Origin of the sequence: Citrobacter sp. S46_ASV_140 (genome assembly GCF_018919545.1) — a bacterium.
GTDB lineage: Bacteria > Pseudomonadota > Gammaproteobacteria > Enterobacterales > Enterobacteriaceae > Citrobacter > Citrobacter braakii.
Window position 1 is genome coordinate 1 of sequence record NZ_JAHLRC010000037.1, and the last position, 19753, is coordinate 19753.

The 19753-nt window shown below is 54.1% G+C and carries 18 protein-coding genes and 2 tRNA genes; 9 read left to right on the forward strand and 11 right to left on the reverse strand.

The features are described from left to right. Positions 1-7: 7 nt before the first annotated feature. The 8 genes from KQJ19_RS11740 to mltB form a co-directional block, all read right to left on the reverse strand. Positions 8-84, reverse strand: a tRNA-Arg gene (locus tag KQJ19_RS11740). 3 nt (positions 85-87) lie between these two features. Further along, positions 88-180 (reverse strand) — tRNA-Ser (locus KQJ19_RS11745). A 336-nt stretch (positions 181-516) separates the two neighbouring features. Next, a complete protein-coding gene (gene csrA, locus KQJ19_RS11750; RefSeq protein ID WP_000906486.1) occupies positions 517-702 on the reverse strand; it encodes a carbon storage regulator CsrA in 186 nt (61 codons plus the stop codon). A gap of 238 nt (positions 703-940) precedes the next feature. Continuing rightward, complete coding sequence (alaS, locus tag KQJ19_RS11755; protein ID WP_016157306.1) at positions 941-3568, reverse strand: alanine--tRNA ligase; 2628 nt, start codon at positions 3566-3568, stop codon at positions 941-943. Positions 3569-3696: 128 nt separating this feature from the next. Beyond that, positions 3697-4197, reverse strand: coding sequence for a recombination regulator RecX (gene recX / locus KQJ19_RS11760; protein ID WP_016157307.1), 501 nt, complete (start codon positions 4195-4197; stop codon positions 3697-3699). Between the two features lie 69 nt (positions 4198-4266). Beyond that, entirely contained in the window at positions 4267-5331 is a 1065-nt protein-coding gene (gene recA, locus KQJ19_RS11765; RefSeq protein WP_016154166.1) for a recombinase RecA, read from the reverse strand. A 92-nt stretch (positions 5332-5423) separates the two neighbouring features. After that, a complete protein-coding gene (gene pncC / locus KQJ19_RS11770) occupies positions 5424-5921 on the reverse strand; it encodes a nicotinamide-nucleotide amidase (RefSeq protein ID WP_153646965.1) in 498 nt (165 codons plus the stop codon). 191 nt (positions 5922-6112) lie between these two features. After that, positions 6113-7192 (reverse strand): lytic murein transglycosylase B, encoded by a 1080-nt coding sequence (gene mltB, locus KQJ19_RS11775; RefSeq protein WP_046274844.1) that lies wholly within the window; start codon positions 7190-7192, stop codon positions 6113-6115. A 265-nt stretch (positions 7193-7457) separates the two neighbouring features. Here mltB and srlA point away from each other — a divergent pair, with 265 nt between their 5' ends. From srlA to gutQ, 7 genes are all read left to right on the forward strand, one after another. Beyond that, positions 7458-8021, forward strand: coding sequence for a PTS glucitol/sorbitol transporter subunit IIC (gene srlA, locus KQJ19_RS11780; protein ID WP_016154169.1), 564 nt, complete (start codon positions 7458-7460; stop codon positions 8019-8021). Further along, the gene (locus tag KQJ19_RS11785; protein WP_016157309.1) at positions 8018-8989 is read left to right on the forward strand and encodes a PTS glucitol/sorbitol transporter subunit IIB; all 972 of its coding nucleotides are present in this window, start codon (positions 8018-8020) and stop codon (positions 8987-8989) included. The genes srlA and KQJ19_RS11785 overlap by 4 nt, the downstream gene beginning before the upstream one ends. Positions 8990-9002: 13 nt before the next feature. Further along, positions 9003-9365 (forward strand): PTS glucitol/sorbitol transporter subunit IIA, encoded by a 363-nt coding sequence (srlB, locus tag KQJ19_RS11790; protein WP_016157310.1) that lies wholly within the window; start codon positions 9003-9005, stop codon positions 9363-9365. A gap of 17 nt (positions 9366-9382) precedes the next feature. Continuing rightward, positions 9383-10162, forward strand: coding sequence for a sorbitol-6-phosphate dehydrogenase (srlD, locus tag KQJ19_RS11795; RefSeq protein WP_003037345.1), 780 nt, complete (start codon positions 9383-9385; stop codon positions 10160-10162). A gap of 97 nt (positions 10163-10259) precedes the next feature. Then, complete coding sequence (gutM, locus tag KQJ19_RS11800; protein ID WP_016154172.1) at positions 10260-10619, forward strand: transcriptional regulator GutM; 360 nt, start codon at positions 10260-10262, stop codon at positions 10617-10619. Between the two features lie 70 nt (positions 10620-10689). Next, a complete protein-coding gene (locus tag KQJ19_RS11805; RefSeq protein ID WP_003037350.1) occupies positions 10690-11463 on the forward strand; it encodes a DNA-binding transcriptional repressor in 774 nt (257 codons plus the stop codon). After that, a complete protein-coding gene (gene gutQ / locus KQJ19_RS11810; RefSeq protein ID WP_046274841.1) occupies positions 11456-12421 on the forward strand; it encodes an arabinose-5-phosphate isomerase GutQ in 966 nt (321 codons plus the stop codon). The genes KQJ19_RS11805 and gutQ overlap by 8 nt, the downstream gene beginning before the upstream one ends. Here gutQ and norR read toward each other — a convergent pair. Then, positions 12418-13935, reverse strand: coding sequence for a nitric oxide reductase transcriptional regulator NorR (gene norR, locus KQJ19_RS11815; RefSeq protein ID WP_047499449.1), 1518 nt, complete (start codon positions 13933-13935; stop codon positions 12418-12420). The two genes, gutQ and norR, sit on opposite strands and share 4 nt — an antisense overlap. 189 nt (positions 13936-14124) lie before the next feature. On the opposite strand from norR, the gene norV reads away from it, so the two are divergent. Both norV and norW read left to right on the forward strand, forming a co-directional pair. Next, positions 14125-15573 carry an anaerobic nitric oxide reductase flavorubredoxin gene (gene norV, locus KQJ19_RS11820; protein WP_216403677.1) on the forward strand — a complete coding sequence of 483 codons (1449 nt, stop codon included), beginning with the start codon at positions 14125-14127 and terminating at the stop codon, positions 15571-15573. Continuing rightward, entirely contained in the window at positions 15570-16703 is a 1134-nt protein-coding gene (norW, locus tag KQJ19_RS11825; RefSeq protein WP_200079760.1) for an NADH:flavorubredoxin reductase NorW, read from the forward strand. The genes norV and norW overlap by 4 nt, the downstream gene beginning before the upstream one ends. A gap of 110 nt (positions 16704-16813) precedes the next feature. On the opposite strand, the gene hypF is transcribed toward norW, so the two are convergent. Further along, positions 16814-19054 carry a carbamoyltransferase HypF gene (gene hypF / locus KQJ19_RS11830; RefSeq protein ID WP_216403678.1) on the reverse strand — a complete coding sequence of 747 codons (2241 nt, stop codon included), beginning with the start codon at positions 19052-19054 and terminating at the stop codon, positions 16814-16816. 94 nt (positions 19055-19148) lie between these two features. Then, on the reverse strand, positions 19149-19694 hold the full coding sequence (gene hydN / locus KQJ19_RS11835; RefSeq protein ID WP_003037366.1) for an electron transport protein HydN: 546 nt from the start codon (positions 19692-19694) through the stop codon (positions 19149-19151). Positions 19695-19753: the final 59 nt, after the last annotated feature.

A 19753-nucleotide genomic window follows, 5' to 3' on the forward strand; every position in this document is an offset into this window, starting at 1 on the left:
GAGAAGATGGTGCATCCGGGAGGATTCGAACCTCCGACCGCTCGGTTCGTAGCCGAGTACTCTATCCAGCTGAGCTACGGATGCAAATGGCGGTGAGGCGGGGATTCGAACCCCGGATGCAGCTTTTGACCGCATACTCCCTTAGCAGGGGAGCGCCTTCAGCCTCTCGGCCACCTCACCAACACGCCTCTTGCGAGTGCTTCGAAGAACTTGTTTCTGCTCATCGTCGCTGCGTGGCGCACATATTACTTTCTGGGACTTATAAGTCAAACAATTTTTCCAGCGCTTTTATCGTTTGCACATTTCACGCGCAATTAGTCTGCAAAAACGGCAAAAAGAGTGTTTTATCAACAGATAAATTGGCAATTTCCTGAGGCAATGAACAAACGGAAAAATCGCAGGGAAAGGCAATGCGCGGATGAGAATCGAAAAAATGAGGAAGACGAAGAAGAAAAGAGAAGAAAAGGGATAATTCAATCAGGTTGCGCCTCACCAGAAAGGTGAGACGCGAAAACCTTAGTAACTGGACTGCTGGGATTTTTCAGCCTGGATACGCTGGTAGATCTCTTCACGATGGACAGAAACTTCTTTCGGGGCGTTTACGCCAATGCGCACCTGGTTGCCCTTCACCCCTAAAACTGTCACGGTGACCTCATCGCCTATCATGAGGGTCTCACCAACTCGACGAGTCAGAATCAGCATTCTTTGCTCCTTGAAAGATTAAAAGAGTCGGGTCTCTCTGTATCCCGGCATTATCCATCATATAACGCCAAAAAGTAAGCGATGACAAACACCTAAGTGTAAGCAGTCACGGCATCACATTCTGTTAAACCTAAGTTTAGCCGATATACACAACTTCAACCTGACTTTATCGTTGTCGATAGCGTTGATACAAACGCTGCGGATTGAAGTCCGCAGCGTCGACTTACGCTTATAATTATTACAGTTTTGCGCTGACCCAGCCTTTCACACTGGCTAACGCTGCTGGCAGAGCCGCAGCATCCGTACCACCGGCTTGCGCCATGTCCGGACGACCACCACCCTTACCGCCTACCTGCTGAGCGACCATTCCAACCAGCTCCCCTGCTTTCACGCGATCTGTCACGTCCTTAGACACACCCGCAATCAGAGAAACCTTACCTTCCACTACCGTTGCCAGAACGATAACGGTAGACCCCAGTTGATTTTTCAGATCATCAACCATGGTACGCAACATTTTCGGCTCAACGTCCGCGAGTTCGCTGACCAGCAGCTTCACGCCATTGATATCAACCGCTTTGCTGGAGAGATTTGCACTCTCCTGCGCCGCAGCCTGTTCCTTCAATTGCTGCAATTCTTTTTCGAGTTGACGCGTACGCTCCAGCACGGAACGAACTTTGTCACCAATATTCTGGCTATCGCCTTTCAGCAGCTGCGCAATATCGCTTAAGCGATCGCTCTCAGCATGCACGGTTTGGATAGCGCCTTCACCGGTCACAGCTTCGATACGACGAACGCCCGCCGCAGTGCCTGACTCAGACACAATACGGAACAGACCGATATCACCCGTACGGCTGGCATGAGTACCACCACACAGTTCGGTAGAGAAATCACCCATGCTCAGAACACGCACGTGGTCGTCATATTTCTCGCCAAACAGCGCCATTGCGCCTTTGGCTTTCGCCGCTTCGAGATCCATGATGTTCGTTTCAATCGGCAGATTGCGACGAATTTGCGCATTCACCAGATCTTCAACGGCACGGATTTCAGCAGGCTTCATAGCTTCAGTATGAGAGAAGTCGAAGCGCAGCACTTTATCGTTAACCAACGAGCCTTTCTGTGCCACATGCGTGCCCAGTACCTGGCGCAGCGCCGCGTGCATCAGGTGCGTTGCGGAGTGGTTCAAGCGAATGCGCGCACGACGAGCTTCATCAACATCAGCCTGTACTGCATCGCCAATTTTCAGAGAACCCGCAGACAGCTTACCAATGTGACCAATCGCCTGGCCATATTTCTGCGTGTCGCTCACGGCAAACGCGAAGCCTGCGCCTTTCAGTTCACCCTTGTCGCCAACCTGACCACCAGATTCCGCATAGAACGGAGTCTGATCCAGTACGACAACTGCGTCCTGACCTGCGTTAATTGCGTCTACCGCTTTACCATCAACAAACAGCGCGGTCACTTTGCCGTTCAGTTCCAGGTGTTCGTAGCCTTTAAATTCAGAGGCGCCATCAACACGAATCATCGCATTGTAGTCTGCGCCAAAGCCGCTGGCTTCACGTGCGCGACGGCGCTGTTCTTCCATTGCGGCTTCAAAGCCCGCTTCGTCAACCTTAATGTTGCGCTCGCGGCAAACGTCCGCCGTCAGGTCAACCGGGAAACCGTAGGTGTCATACAGACGGAATGCGGTTTCGCCATCCAGTGTATCACCGGACAGTTTTGCCAGTTCTTCATCCAGCAGCGCCAGACCACGCTCCAGTGTACGCGCAAACTGCTCTTCTTCGGTTTTCAGAACTTGCTCAACCATAGCCTGCTGACGCTTCAGTTCTTCACCTGCGGAGCCCATGACGTCCACCAGCGGACCAACCAGCTTGTAGAAGAAGGTATCCTTCGCGCCCAGCATGTTGCCATGACGTACCGCGCGACGAATGATACGACGCAGCACATAACCACGGTTTTCATTCGACGGGACAACGCCATCGGCAATCAGGAATGCACAGGAGCGGATATGGTCAGCGATAACGCGAAGCGACTTGTTGCTCAGATCGGTCGCACCAGTGACTTTCGCCACGGACTCAATCAGTGAACGGAACAGGTCGATTTCATAGTTGGAGTTAACGTGTTGCAGCACGGCCGCAATACGCTCAAGGCCCATACCGGTATCCACGGACGGCTTCGGCAGCGGTTCCATGGTACCGTCAGCCTGACGGTTGAACTGCATGAAGACGATGTTCCAGATCTCAATGTAGCGATCGCCATCTTCTTCTGCGCTTCCCGGAGGGCCACCCCAAATGTGGTCGCCATGGTCGTAGAAAATTTCGGTGCACGGACCGCAAGGGCCGGTATCACCCATCTGCCAGAAGTTGTCGGAAGCATAAGCCGCGCCTTTGTTATCACCGATACGGATGATACGTTCGCGCGGAATGCCGACTTCTTTTTCCCAGATTTCATAGGCTTCATCGTCAGTTTCATAGACGGTGACCCACAGACGCTCTTTTGGCAGGGCAAACCAGTTTTCACCGGTCAGCAGTTCCCATGCGTATTGAATAGCATCATGTTTGAAATAATCGCCGAAGCTGAAGTTGCCCAGCATTTCGAAGAAAGTATGGTGACGTGCAGTGTAACCGACGTTTTCCAGGTCGTTGTGCTTACCGCCCGCACGCACGCAACGCTGCGAGGTGGTTGCGCGGGAATAATTACGCTTGTCGAGGCCAAGGAACACATCCTTGAACTGGTTCATCCCGGCGTTGGTAAACAACAAAGTAGGGTCATTGTTCGGTACCAGGGAGCTGCTGGCAACTACCTGATGTCCTTTACTATGGAAAAAATCGAGAAACGCCTGACGGATCTCAGCGGTGCTCTTGCTCATAATTATCCTGAAGAAATCAAGCTAACGAAATGTCATTACCAGCATCGGCACGTAAACTGCGCCTCTGGCAATCGAAAAGTGGGAATAAGATAAGTTTTCTTTACTGGGAAGTAAAATCCCGTATGCGCTCAATCGTCAAAATTTCGCCATATTGCCTGAATATCTTCCATCAGATAGCCACGGTAGAGCAAAAAGCGCTGGACCTTTACCTTATCTGAAAAATCTACAGGTAAAGGTTCTCCGTATTTACGAATGGCCTGCGCGCGCGCAAGCCCTGCCCAGTCAATTTCGCACTCGCGCATGGCTCGTTCAACGGCTTCACGCGAAATCCCTTTTTGGTTTAATTCCTGACGCACACGCGCGGGTCCATAACCTTTACGGCTACGGCTGGAGATAAACTGCTGAACGAAGCGGTCATCATCCAGATAACGACTTTCAATACACCAGGCGATGACCTTGTCGTAATCCTCCGGCGTTGCATCAATGTCTTCCGGTCCATTTTTTCCCATCACCGGAGCGGCCAGCTTACGCCGCAGTTCCTGCTCGCTGTGATCGCGCATCGCCAGTATACGTACAGCGCGGTCAAGAAGTCGGGAATAAGCGGAGCGGCGGGAAGTTGCTTCTGTCATAGTGAGCCTTCAGAAATGGAAAAGGGCTGCATGGTATGCAGCCCTTCTATGTGCGATAACGTCAGATTATCAGAAATCTTCGTTCGTTTCTTTTACATCTTCACCGCTGTCATCAACAGAGAAGTCTGGTTTTGAATCCGGGTTATTGAGCAGTAACTCGCGTACTTTCTTCTCAATTTCCTTCGCAGTTGCCGGGTTTTCCTTCAGCCAGTTAGTGGCATTCGCTTTACCCTGACCAATTTTCTCACCGTTGTAGCTGTACCATGCACCGGCTTTTTCAATCAGCTTCTCTTTCACGCCCAAATCAACCAGTTCGCCGTAGAAGTTGATACCTTCACCGTAAAGAATCTGGAATTCAGCCTGTTTGAACGGCGCTGCAATTTTGTTTTTCACGACCTTAACACGGGTTTCGCTACCAACCACGTTGTCGCCTTCTTTCACCGCGCCAATACGACGGATATCCAGGCGAACAGAAGCATAGAATTTCAGGGCGTTACCACCGGTGGTGGTTTCCGGGTTACCGAACATAACGCCAATCTTCATACGGATCTGGTTGATGAAAATCAGTAGCGTGTTGGACTGCTTCAGGTTACCGGCCAGCTTACGCATGGCCTGGCTCATCATACGTGCCGCAAGGCCCATGTGAGAGTCACCAATCTCGCCTTCGATTTCTGCCTTCGGCGTCAATGCGGCAACGGAGTCGACAACGATAACGTCAACTGCACCGGAGCGCGCCAGCGCATCACAGATTTCCAGCGCTTGTTCACCGGTATCCGGCTGAGAGCACAGCAGGTTGTCGATATCAACGCCAAGCTTGCGCGCATAGACGGGATCCAGCGCGTGTTCAGCATCGATGAACGCACAGGTTTTACCTTCGCGCTGGGCGGCAGCAATAACCTGCAGGGTCAGCGTCGTTTTACCGGAAGATTCAGGCCCGTAGATTTCAACGATACGGCCCATTGGCAAACCGCCCGCGCCCAATGCGATATCCAGAGAAAGCGAACCAGTGGAGATGGTTTCCACATCCATGGAACGGTCTTCACCCAGGCGCATGATGGAGCCTTTACCGAATTGCTTTTCGATCTGACCCAGCGCTGCCGCCAACGCTTTCTGTTTGTTTTCGTCGATAGCCATTAATTACTCCTGTCATGCCGCTTTCGGGTTAAACCGCGAAACGTGATAGATAATGTTCTGTTGGGGCAATTATACTGTATGCTCATACAGTATCAAGTGTTTTGTAGAAATTGTTGCCACAGGGTTTGTAACGCGTAGGCGGTCGCCTGTCGACGTACCGCATCGCGATCGCCGCTGAAGCATTCCCGGCGAGTAATCCCCTCGCCGCTCGCGCTGGCAAAAGCGAACCATACCGTCCCCACGGGCTTTTCTTCACTGCCGCCATCTGGCCCCGCAATGCCGCTAATCGAAACAGCGAAATGCGCGCGGGCCGCTTTTAGCGCGCCAATCGCCATCTCCACCACCACAGGTTCGCTCACCGCCCCATGCTGGACCAGCGTCTCTTCGCGCACGCCAATCATCTGCGCTTTGGCTCCATTGCTGTAGGTCACAAACCCGCGCTCAAACCAGGCGGAGCTGCCGGCAATATCCGTAATTGCTTTGGCTACCCAGCCGCCGGTGCAGGATTCCGCCGTCGTCACGGTTGCCCCGCGCGCTTTCAACGCCAGGCCAACCTGCTCGCTTAACTGCATCAGTTCACTGTCGGTCATTTCAGCCTCTGTCAGTTAAAAAAATATGCCGGACAAGATAGCACTTTCATAACCAAGATGGGGATGAGGAGACAATTTTACGAGGGGCATTCAGAAAATAGATAAACCGCATTCAAAAGAGTACCGGATAACGCACCAGGATAGCCTATTCGGTCTACAAGGAATTGCCCCTGTAGACCGATAACAAATGATTACTGCACGCGCGCCAGCGCGACCGCCTGACCCAATTGCCACACGGCCATTGCATAGTGGGTACTGTGGTTATAGCGGGTGATGGTGTAGAAGTTCGGCAGTCCATACCAATACTGATAACCGGTACCGATATCCAGTCGCAGAAGGCTGGCCTGCTGATGATTACCCAGAGACTGCTGCGGCGTCAGGCCTGCGGCGGCAAGCTGAGAAATGCTGTACTGGGTTTTAAAGCCGTTCGCCAGCCCAGGCGCCTGGCCATTCGCCGGAACCGCAACCATATCGCCTTTCACCCAGCCGTGGCCTTTGAAATAGTTCGCCACGCTACCGATAGCATCAACCGGATCCCACAGGTTAATGTGACCATCGCCATTGAAATCAACGGCATATTGTTTATAGGAAGATGGCATAAATTGGCCGTAGCCCATCGCCCCTGCGAAAGAACCTTTCAAATCGAGCGGATCGTCGCTTTCATCTCGCGCCATCAGCAGGAAGGTTTCCAGTTCACCAGAGAAATATTCCGCACGACGAGGATAGTTAAACGACAACGTCGCTAACGCATCCAGAATCCGCGTTTTACCCATCACGCGGCCCCAGCGAGTCTCTACGCCAATAATGCCAACGATAATTTCCGGCGGTACGCCGTAGACCTGCCATGCACGGTTCAGCGCATCTTCATATTGGTTCCAGAAGGCCACACCGTTTTGTACGTTATCCGGAGTGATGAACTGTTTACGATACCGCAGCCATGCACCGTTAGGTCCGGCTGGCGGTTGAGTCGTCGGCGCCTGGCGGTCCATCAAACGCAATACCGAGTCCAGACGCTTGGCCTGCGACAGGATCTCCTGCAACTGCTGGCGGTCAAAGCCGTGCTTGTTCACCATTTTCTCGATGAACTGCTGCGCGTTTGGATTATTGGCAAAATCGCCGCCCGTTTGCATGACATTGTGCTGTGGCTCAAGCAGGAAGCCGCCGGATGGCGTACCCGTAGTCGTTTGAGTCTCTGAAGGTTTAGGTTTGCTGCTACAAGCAGCAAGCAATACAAAAAGGGGCAGTAACGCTACATAACGACGCTTGAACATGAGACATCCATTAAACAAATTCAGCCTGGGAGAAGTATGGTAAAGCATCCTCCGCCACACAAGGAAGCAGTAGTCGCTCTCCTTCACAGAATTTCCCCCCTCTTGCACTCCTGACCGGCACATTTGCGCGTTCTCACGCACAATCTTTCAAATTAAAATATTTATCTTTCATTTTGCGATCAAAATAACACTTTTAAATCTTTCAATCTGATTAAAATTAGTTACCGTTTGGCAAGATAACTAAAACCCCTACAGGAGTAGAATAATGATCGACACCATCACACTCGGTGCTGAGTGGTTTATCGGATTGTTCCAGAAAGGCGGAGAGGTGTTTACCGGCATGGTGACCGGTATTCTGCCTCTGCTGATCAGTCTGCTGGTCATCATGAATGCGCTGATTAACTTTATCGGTCAGCAACGTATTGAACGTTTTGCCCAGCGCTGCGCCGGAAACCCGCTGTCCCGCTATCTACTGCTGCCGTGCATCGGCACATTTGTGTTTTGTAATCCTATGACGCTGAGCCTGGGCCGCTTTATGCCGGAAAAGTTCAAGCCCAGCTACTACGCAGCCGCCTCTTACAGCTGCCATTCAATGAACGGCTTATTTCCCCACATCAACCCCGGTGAGCTGTTCGTCTATCTGGGGATCGCCAGCGGACTGACCACGCTGGGTCTTCCGCTCGGCCCGCTGGCAGTGAGCTATTTGCTGGTCGGCCTGGTGACCAACTTCTTCCGCGGCTGGGTGACCGATTTCACCACCACCATCTTTGAGAAAAAAATGGGCATTCAACTTGAGCAGAAAGTACATCTGGCGGGAGCAGCATCATGACGCGTATTCGTATTGAAAAAGGCACCGGCGGCTGGGGCGGCCCGCTTGAACTGGATGCCGTGCCAGGCAAGAAAATTGTCTATATCACCGCCGGGACTCGCCCCGCAATAGTCGACAGGATAGCCAGCCTGACAGGTTGGCAGGCCGTTGATGGCTTCAAAGAAGGCGAGCCGCCAGAGAACGAAATTGGCGTGGCGATCATCGACTGCGGCGGCACGCTGCGCTGCGGGATCTATCCAAAACGTCGTATACCAACAGTGAATATTCACGCGACGGGTAAATCCGGTCCGCTGGCCCAATATATTATCGAAGATATCTATGTCTCTGGCGTGAAAGAAGAAAATATTACCGTTGTCGGTGAAGCATCCGCTGCGCCAACGCCTGCAAACAGCACGATGGGTCGCGAGTACGACACCAGCAAGAAAATTACCGAACAAAGCGACGGTCTGTTGGCAAAAGTCGGCATGGGAATGGGTTCAGCCGTTGCGGTTCTGTTTCAGGCCGGGCGAGACACTATCGATACCGTCCTGAAAACCATTCTGCCGTTTATGGCGTTCGTCTCGGCGCTGATCGGCATCATTATGGCGTCTGGCCTGGGGGACTGGATTGCCCATGGACTCGCACCGCTGGCCAGCCATCCGCTGGGGCTGGTAACCCTGGCGCTGATCTGCTCTTTCCCGCTGCTGTCCCCTTTCCTCGGCCCTGGTGCGGTCATCGCCCAGGTTATCGGCGTCCTGATCGGCGTACAGATTGGTTTGGGGAACATTCCTCCGCATCTGGCGCTACCTGCCTTGTTCGCCATTAACGCCCAGGCGGCATGCGACTTTATTCCAGTCGGATTGTCGCTAGCCGAAGCGCGCCAGGACACGGTCCGCGTCGGTGTGCCATCCGTACTGGTGAGTCGTTTTCTGACCGGCGCACCGACCGTTCTCATCGCCTGGTTTGTTTCCGGCTTTATTTACCAATAAGAGGCTCTCAAAAATGACCGTGATTTATGAAACAACCATCACCCGCATCGGCCAGAGCGCCCCGGATGCACTCTGCGACCAGATGCTAATTACCTTTCGTGAAGGCGCGCCTGCGGATATCGAAGAATTTTGCTTCATCCATTGCCATGGGGAGCTGAACGGCTCTTTGCAGGCTGGGATCCAATTTGAGCTAGGCCAGCATCACTACCCGGTCACAGCCGTTGGCAGCGTGGCGGAACAAAACTTACGTGAACTGGGGCATATCACTCTGCGTTTTGACGGACTGAGTGAAGCGGAATTTCCCGGCACCGTACACGTTGCGGGCCCCGTACCGGACGGTATCGCACCGGGCTGTATTTTGAAGTTTATTGCTTAAGATTGAAGGAGATAAAGATGAATCAGGTTGCCGTTGTCATTGGTGGAGGCCAGACCCTGGGGGCATTCCTTTGCCGTGGGCTTGCGACAGAAGGGTACCGCGTCGCGGTGGTGGATATCCAAAGCGATAAAGCCGCCAACGTCGCGCAGGAAATTAACGCCGAGTTTGGCGAAGGCACCGCCTACGGTTTTGGCGCTGATGCCACCAGCGAACAAAGTGTGCTGGCGCTGTCGCGCGGAGTGGATGAAATATTTGGCCGCGTCGATCTGCTGGTTTACAGCGCGGGTATCGCTAAAGCCGCGTTTATCAGCGACTTTCAGCTTGGGGATTTCGACCGCTCACTGCAGGTGAATCTGGTCGGCTACTTCCTCTGCGCACGTGAATTTTCACGCCTGATGATCCGCGATGGCGTCCAGGGACGCATTATCCAGATCAACTCCAAATCAGGGAAAGTGGGCAGTAAACACAACTCAGGCTATAGCGCGGCAAAATTTGGCGGCGTAGGTTTAACCCAGTCGCTGGCGCTGGATCTGGCAGAGTACGGGATCACCGTGCATTCACTGATGCTCGGCAATCTGCTGAAATCACCGATGTTTCAGTCATTATTACCGCAATATGCGACCAAGCTTGGCCTTAAGCCAGACGAAGTCGAGCAGTACTACATTGATAAGGTTCCGCTTAAGCGCGGCTGCGATTATCAGGACGTGCTGAACATGCTGCTGTTTTACGCCAGCCCGAAAGCCTCTTACTGCACCGGTCAGTCCATTAACGTGACCGGTGGTCAGGTGATGTTCTAAGAAACATGATTGCCCGGTGGCGCTGCGCTTACCGGGCCTACACACACCTGGTCGGATAAGGCACAGCCGCCATCCGGCAAAATCAAAGGAGCACATTATGGTTTCCGCACTGATTACCGTCGCCGCTATCGCCTGGTGCCTGCAACTGGCGCTCGGTGGCTGGCAAATATCCCGCTTTAACCGGGCGTTTGATCAACTCTGCCAGCGGGGTCGGGTTGGCGTAGGTCGTTCCGGTGGACGGTTTAAACCCCGCGTGGTGGTCGCCATCGCGCTGGATGAGCAGCAGCGGGTTACCGATTCGTTATTTATGAAAGGTCTTACTGTATTCGCCAGGCCCGGTAAAATTGCCACGATAATGGGCAAACATCTTGATGATTTACAGCCTGATGTGATCTTTCCCCATGATCCGTTAGCGCAGAATGCACTATCATTGGCGCTTAAACTGAAACATGGGTAATTTCGTTGTGAATGCTAATAGCTTGCGAAATTATCATTTTGCAACCTATTAAGTCAGGGTAATCACGCCTATGAAACCTCGTCAGCGACAGGCAGCCATACTGGAGCACCTGCAAAAGCAGGGGAAATGCTCGGTTGAAGAACTGGCCCACTACTTTGACACAACCGGCACGACCATTCGCAAAGACCTGGTCATTCTGGAGAATGCCGGAACCGTCATTCGTACCTATGGCGGCGTGGTATTAAATAAAGATGAATCCGACCCGCCAATCGATCACAAAACGCTAATCAATACGCATAAAAAAGAGCAGATTGCCGAAGCCGCCGTCCGTTTTATTCACGATGGCGACTCGATTATTCTGGATGCGGGCAGCACCGTATTGCAGATGGTGCCGATGCTCACCCGCTTTAGCAACATCACCGTCATGACCAACAGTCTGCACATTGTTAACGCCCTTTCAGAGCTGGACAACGAGCAAACTATCCTGATGCCCGGCGGGACCTTTCGCAAAAAATCTGCGTCATTTCACGGTCAGCTGGCAGAAAACGCCTTTGAGCAGTTCAGCTTTGATAAACTCTTCATGGGCACCGACGGCATTGACCTCAATGCCGGCGTGACCACCTTTAATGAGGTGTTTAGCGTCAGTAAAGCGATGTGCAATGCCGCTCGCGAAGTGATTCTGATGGCTGACTCGTCAAAATTTGGGCGTAAAAGCCCCAATGTTGTGTGCAGTCTGGAAAGCGTCGACAAGCTGATTACCGATGCGGGTATCGACCCTGCGTTTCGTCAGGCGCTGGAAGCAAAAGGGATTGAAGTGATCATAACCGGAGAAACCAATGAGTGATGCACTACTGAACGCGGGCCGTCAGACGTTAATGCTGGAGCTACAGGAAGCCAGCCGACTGCCTGAACGACTGGGCGATGATTTTGTCCGCGCCGCCAATACTATCATCCACTGCGAAGGCAAAGTGATTGTCTCCGGGATTGGCAAATCAGGCCATATTGGCAAAAAAATAGCCGCGACCCTCGCCAGTACCGGCACGCCCGCCTTTTTTGTGCATCCGGCTGAAGCGCTGCATGGCGACTTAGGGATGATTGAAAGCCGTGATGTCATGCTGTTTATTTCCTACTCCGGCGGCGCAAAAGAACTGGATCTCATCATTCCGCGCCTGGAAGACAAGTCCGTCGCTCTGCTGGCAATGACCGGAAAACCGACCTCACCGCTGGGTCTGGCAGCCAAAGCCGTGCTGGATATTTCCGTTGAGCGTGAAGCCTGTCCGATGCGCCTGGCACCGACTTCCAGCACCGTGAACACTCTGATGATGGGCGACGCATTGGCAATCGCCGTGATGCAGGCGCGCGGCTTTAACGAAGAAGATTTTGCCCGCTCGCATCCGGCGGGTGCGCTGGGCGCTCGTCTGTTAAATAAAGTGCATCATCTGATGCGCCGTGACGATGCCATTCCGCAGGTGACGCTCACCACCAGCGTCATGGACGCGATGCTGGAACTAAGCCGTACGGGTCTTGGCCTGGTGGCAGTCTGCGACGACGAGTCGCTGGTGAAAGGCGTCTTTACCGACGGCGACCTGCGCCGCTGGCTGGTTGGCGGCGGAGCGCTCACCACTCAGGTTAGCGAAGCAATGACCCATAATGGCATTACGCTGCAGGCGCAGAGCCGCGCCATTGACGCCAAAGAGATCTTGATGAAGCGCAAAATCACTGCCGCACCGGTGGTAGATGAAAACGGTAAACTCACCGGTGCTATCAACCTGCAGGATTTCTATCAGGCAGGTATTCTCTAATCCTTCAGCCCCAGACGTTTCGCCAGCCGGTGCAGGTTGGCGACGTCTGTTTCCAGCGCCCGCGCACTTGCCGCCCAACTGTGATTATTTTGCGCCAACGCCCGGCGGATCATCTCCCGCTGGAATGACTCCGTTGCCTCACGCAGGTTGCGATGCTGCGGGATCTCCGCAACAACCTCTGCCTGGGGAGCCGGGGTTTCATCCTGCAGGGCAAAATGCTGCGCCTCAAGCACCACTTCATCCCCTGCCCTGGTGGCTCTGGCCAGAACAACCGCCCGGTGAATGGCATGTTCCAGCTCACGCACGTTCCCGGGCCAGCCATAATTCAACAGATGGCTACGCGCGCCGGGACTTAACACCACGCGGGAAAGTCCCAGCCGCAGCCGACATTGTTCGCAAAAATAACCGGCCAGCAGTACCACATCTTCGCCGCGTTCACGAAGGGGCGGTACGGAAAGGGGAAAGACGCTCAGACGGTGGAACAAATCCGCACGGAAATTCCCGGCCAGCACCTCTTCCCGTAAATCACGGTTCGTTGCCGCCAGCACCCGAACATCCACGCGCAGGCTGCGATCGTCACCCACACGCTGAATATCGCCGTACTGCAACACACGTAGCAACTTAGCCTGTAACGCCAGCGAGAGTTCGCCAATCTCATCGAGAAACAGCGTCCCATTGTCAGCCATTTCAAACTTACCGCTACGATTGCTGATAGCCCCGGTAAAGGCGCCTTTTACGTGACCAAACAGCTCACTTTCCGCTACGGTTTCCGGCAACGCCGCGCAGTTCAGATACACCAGCGGATTCACCGCGCGCGGCGAACCTTCATGGATAGCCTTAGCTACCAGTTCCTTCCCGGTCCCCGTTTCGCCGCTAATCAGTACGTTGAGATCGGATCCCGCCACAATCTCAATCTCTTTTTTCAACTGCAGCATATTGGGCGACAGGCCAATCATTTGGGTTTCAGTCACCTGCTCGAAGGCCGTCGACGAGCCCGGCAACATATTCTGGCTTTCCAGTTGTTCAATCAGCAGCGCATTGCTCAGCGCGCCCGCCGCCAGCGCGGCAATCAGCCTAAGCTCTTCATCGCTGAAAACGTCGAATTGATCGGGCTCCATGCCATCCAGCGTTAACGCGCCAATCAGATTTTGACCGGCGAACAGCGGTAAGCCAATGCAGGCGTGTACCTTCAGGCTCTCCTGGCCCGGAATCAGCCCATCGTAAGGGTCTGGCAAATCGCTGTCGGCAGGGAAACGAACCACGTCCCCGGCGCGGGCAATCGCCTCCAGACGAGGATGCCCTTCCAGGGTAAAGCGCCTGCCGAGAACGTCCTGCGCCAGCCCATCGATCGCCAGCGGAATAAACTGTCGCGACTCATAGCGCAGCAATGCCGACGCGTCGCACTCCAGCACCTGACGCAATGTGGTTATCAGGCGTTGAAAACGGTCCTGATGTCCAATACCGCTTTGTAATTCAATGGCGATACCCGCCAGCACGTCTACGGAAAAACTCATGACGACCTCATTGTCATTTTGACAATTCATATTGTCATATTGACAATAAAATGAATAGTCATTTTGACTACCACCTTATAGGCATTAAAAAACAAACCCTTTAAAATCAACAATTAAAAAGTTGGCACGCAACCTGCAATAAGCAAAACATCTTTTTTAGAAAACGCTGAATTAATTACTGAGGTTGCTATGTCTATTCTGGTTAAAAATAACATTCATTGGGTTGGCCAACGTGACTGGGAAGTTCGTGATTTCCACGGGACTGAATATAAAACGCTGCGCGGTAGCAGCTACAACAGCTATCTCATCCGTGAAGAAAAAAATGTCCTGATCGATACAGTAGACCACAAGTTTAGCCGTGAATTCGTGCAGAACCTGCGCAGTGAAATTGACCTGGCAGATATCGACTACATCATCATTAACCACGCGGAAGAGGACCATGCCGGTGCGCTGACTGAACTGATGTCCTGCATCCCGGACACGCCAATTTACTGCACAGCCAACGCTATTGACTCTATCAACGGGCACCACCACCACCCGGAGTGGAACTTCAACGTGGTGAGAACCGGCGACTCGCTGGACATTGGCAACGGTAAGCAGCTGATCTTCGTTGAAACACCGATGCTGCACTGGCCTGACAGCATGATGACCTACATGACCGGCGATGCGGTGCTGTTCAGTAACGATGCCTTCGGCCAGCACTACTGTGATGAACGTCTGTTTAACGACGAAGTTGACCAGACCGAACTGTTCGAACAGTGCCAGCGTTACTACGCCAACATCCTGACGCCGTTCAGCCGTCTGGTGACACCGAAAATCACTGAGATTCTCGGCTTCAACCTGCCGGTGGATATGATTGCCACTTCCCACGGCGTGGTATGGCGCGACAACCCGACACAAATCGTTGAAATGTATCTGAAATGGGCGGCTGACTATCAGGAAGACCGTATCACCATTTTCTACGACACCATGTCCAACAACACCCGCATGATGGCGGACGCCATTGCCCAGGGCATCAACGAAGTAGACCCGAACGTGGCGGTGAAAATCTTTAACGTCGCCCGTAGCGACAAAAACGAAGTCCTGACTAACGTCTTCCGCTCTAAAGGCGTGCTGGTTGGTACTTCAACGATGAATAACGTAATGATGCCAAAAATCGCCGGTCTGGTAGAAGAGATGACCGGCCTGCGTTTTCGTAACAAACGCGCCAGCGCCTTTGGTTCACACGGCTGGAGCGGCGGTGCGGTAGACCGTTTGTCCACACGCTTGCAGGATGCCGGTTTCGAGATGTCGCTGAGTCTGAAAGCGAAATGGCGTCCGGATCTGGACGCGCTGGAACTGTGTCGCCAGCATGGCCGTGAAATCGCACGTCAGTGGGCGCTTGCTCCGCTGCCGGAAACAATCGTCAAAACGGCAACCAAAGAGGAAGAGTGCGCCTGTGCCGCGGCGGCTGCCGCTGATCTTGGTCCAAGCATGCAGTGCAGCGTATGCCAGTGGATTTACGACCCGGCAAAAGGTGAACCGCTGCAGGATGTCGCGCCGGGAACACCGTGGAGCGACGTGCCGGATAACTTCCTGTGCCCGGAATGTTCATTAGGTAAAGACGTCTTCGACGTACTGGCAACGGAGGCAAAATGAGCCGCGGAATTGTCATTATTGGTTCGGGCTTCGCCGCCCGCCAGTTAGTCAAAAATATCCGTAAGCAGGATGCAAATGTCCCGCTGACCCTGATTGCTGCGGACAGTATGGATGAGTACAACAAGCCCGATCTCAGCCATGTTATCAGTCAGTCGCAACGTGCAGACGACCTCACCCGCCAGTCGGCGGGGGAGTTTGCCGAACAGTTTAATTTGCGCCTCTTTCCGCACACCTGGGTAACCGACATCGATGCCGATGCTCACGTAGTGAAAAGCCAGGAGCAACAGTGGCCATACGACAAACTGGTGCTGGCGACGGGAGCATCTGCCTTCGTACCGCCGATTACCGGACGTGAGTTAATGCTCACATTGAACAGCCAACAAGAGTATCGCGCCTGTGAAACACAACTGCGTGACGCCCAACGGGTGCTGATTGTCGGCGGCGGCTTGATTGGCAGCGAACTGGCGATGGATTTTTGTCGTGCTGGTAAAGCGGTGACGCTTATCGACAACGCTGCCAGCATTCTGGCTTCGCTGATGCCGCCAGAAGTAAGCAGTCGCTTACAGCATCGTCTGACCGATATGGGCGTACACCTGCTGCTGAAATCGCAGCTTCAGGGGCTGGAGAAAACGGAGTCGGGGATTCGCGCCACGCTCGATCGTAGCCGCAGCATAGAAGTCGATGCGGTGATCGCCGCTACGGGTCTGCGCCCTGAAACCGCGCTGGCGCGTCGCGCCGGATTGAACATCAATCGTGGCGTCTGCGTCGACAGTTACCTGCAAACCAGCCACCCGGACATTTATGCTCTCGGCGACTGTGCGGAAATTAACGGTCAGGTACTCCCGTTCCTGCAACCGATTCAGCTGAGCGCCATGTATCTGGCGAAAAACCTGCTCGGCGGCAATGCGCCATTGAAGTTGCCTGCCATGCTGGTAAAAGTCAAAACGCCGGAATTACCCTTGCATCTGGCTGGGGAAACCCAACGCCGCGATCTGAACTGGCATATTGCCGCCGAAGCGCAGGGGATGGTGGCCAGAGGGATGAACGACGCAGGCCAGCTATGTGCCTTTGTCGTCAGTGAAGACCGCATGAAAGAGGCCTTTGCGCTGCTGAAAACGCTGCCCGTGTAAGTACAGGATACCGTTGCTTGATTTATTAACCTCACGCACATGGATGTGCGTTGCCACTTGTCGGTATGCCCCGACCTGTTGTTCTTGCCCCGCCAGTCCCGGGGCTTTTTTTATTTTTGCGCCAACGCCCGCGCCGCGGCAATCACGCCCTGCCCCAACGACAACCCGCCGTCGCCCGCCGGTAAACGCTGTGGGAACAGTAAGGTAAAATCATGCAGATAAAACGCCAGCCGGGCTGACAATAAGCGGTTATGCATCACACCTCCGCTGAATACCAGCGTCTTAATCCCCCGCTCTTCGGCCTGCAAACGCATCAGGGTAGCAAACCCACGCGCCAGCGCGTCGTGAAACGCCCACGCTCTTTCGGCAGGTTTGGCCTGCCAGGTCAGCCATTGCTGCCAAAAAACCGCTAAGTCCAGCTGATTGCCATCAAGCGGCACCGTGACAGGGTGCTCAACGCCAGCACATTGCGATGCCATCGCCTCCAGCGCGCAGGCTGCCTCACCTTCATAACTCAGCGATTCCGGCGCACATTGAAGCGCGGCGGCAACGGCATCAAACAGCCGTCCGCACGATGACGCCAGCGGTGCGTTAATCCCCCGCTCAATGGCGCGCGCCAGCACGTTCCAGTTTTGATGTTGCAGCACCGATGTTTCCGGGTAGCGCTGCCAGTCAGAAACAAAACGCAGGCACTGCGTGAGCAAATTGCGCCACGGCTGTTTTGCCGCCAGATCGCCCCCCGCCAGCGCTACCGCTGGCAAGCCGCCAAGGTGTTCGCATTCACGATAGTTGATCCGCAAACACTCTCCCCCCCACAGCGCGCCATTTTCCCCCATGCCGATACCGTCTAACGTCAGAGCAATCACGTCACCACCATCGAGCGACCAGCCGTGCTCGGCCAGACACGCAGCGGCATGCGCATGGTGATGCAGCACCGTTTCGGTTGGCAGATTCATTTCGCTGGCCCACTGGCTGGAAACATAACCAGGGTGTGCATCATGCACGATACGCTGCGGCGAAAAGTCATAAATGTTCTGGATCAGGCGCAGCGCATCACGCCACTGCTGCTGAATGCCGTCATCGCTGAGATCGCCCAAATGCTGGCTGATAACCGCCTGTTCACCACGCACCAGGCAGAAGGTATTTTTCAGATCTGCGCCCAGGCAAAGCATCGGCGGCACGTCGTGAAATCCTGGCGGCAGCGCCACCGCATCCGGCACGTAACCCCGTGAACGACGCAGCATCTCCCCACTGTCGCGTACCACAGAGTCATCCATCCGCTGCACAATTTCGCGGTTATGCAGCAGGAAACCATCGGCAATTTCGTGTAAATCTTCCAGCGCCTGCGCGTTGGTAATAGCGGGCGGTCTGCCGCTGAGATTGCCGGAGGTCATTACCAACGGACAATTCATCTCTTGTAAGAGCAAATGCTGCAACGGATTCGCTGGCAGCATGACGCCCACTTCCGTTAACCCTGGCGCAATGCCCTCGCTCAATGCTGCGATATAGCGTTTCTGCACCAACACGATCGGCGCGGCTGGGGTTGTCAGCAAACGACGAGCGGGTTCAGGCAGTCCGTCATCACCGGGCAGCATCACTGCCAGAGGTTTTGCCGGACGGTGTTTGCGCAGCCTGAGCAGCGCTACGGCGTCATCATTTCGTGCATCGCACACCAGATGAAACCCACCAATCCCTTTAACGGCCACAATACCGCCCGCTTTCAGGCGCGATACTGCCGCCTGCAACGCTTCTTCTTTCTCCGCCCGCTCACCCGCGCTAAACCATTCGAGGTGGGGACCGCATGCCGGACAGGCAACGGGCTGGGCATGGAAGCGACGGTCGTACGGATCACGATACTCTTTATCGCATTGCGCACAGAGTGGGAATGACGCCATCACGGTAAACGGGCGATCGTAGGGCATGGCGCGGATGATCGTAAAGCGCGGGCCACAGTGGGTGCAGTTGATAAAGGGATAACGATAGCGGCGTTCACCGGGGGTGTTCATTTCAACCAGACATTCGGGACAGGTCGCGGCATCCGGAACGATTTGCGTATTCATCGTGCCGCCAGCACTTTGCCGAATCGAGAAGTCGGCAGGCGGCTGCTTCCAGGCGAACGGTTCGCTCTCAACGCTGTCAATGCGCGCCAGCGGCGGGCAGTGTTGATGCAATTGCGCAATAAACTCTGCCGGATCTTCCTGTATACGCACAACCACACCGTCACCGTCGTTACACACATCGCCATGTAGCTGTAACCGCTGCGCCAGTTGCCAGACGTAGGGGCGAAATCCGACGCCCTGTACCTTACCGCGAATACGCAGCTGTACGCCGGAGTGGTTGTTTATTGTCATGATGAATTCCCGCGGTATTGTATCCCTGAAATGTCCGTTTGCCGGATGGCGGCTTCGCCTTATCCGGCACGTATTTTACGCGGATTTTCAGATATCAGAACAGCAAAGATGCAGTGGAATCCAGCGCCGCGCGACGGCGTTTTTCAGCACTCAGTTGCTCAAGCTTATTGCGATCCACATAAATCAGCGCGTGAGTCGGGCAGACTTCCATACAGGCAGGACCGGCCTCACGATGGTGGCACAGGTCGCACTTATTGGCTTCGGCTTTTTCTGCCCGGACGTTCAGACCTGCCCCGCTGTTACGAACAACCGGACGCACGACCACTTCCATTGCGCCATAAGGGCAAGCCACAACGCAGGTTTTACACCCAATGCAGCGCTCCTGCATCACGTGGACAAAGCCTTTATCACGGCTGATTGCACCGTTCGGACAGACGTTAGCGCACGGCGCGTCTTCACACTGGCGGCACAGCGTCGCCGTGGAGACATTAACGCCTTTGATGACGTGAATGCGGGGTAAAAAGGTTTCAGGGGTCAGCGATGCGCAGTCCTGGTTATCCTGATGGGATACCACGCAGGCCACTTCACAGGTACGGCAACCAATGCATTTATTGGCGTCTGCAATGATGAAACGGTTCATCAATTTCTCCAGCAATGACAGATTATCTGCCGAAGCATTCATAAATCGTGCCAGAATTT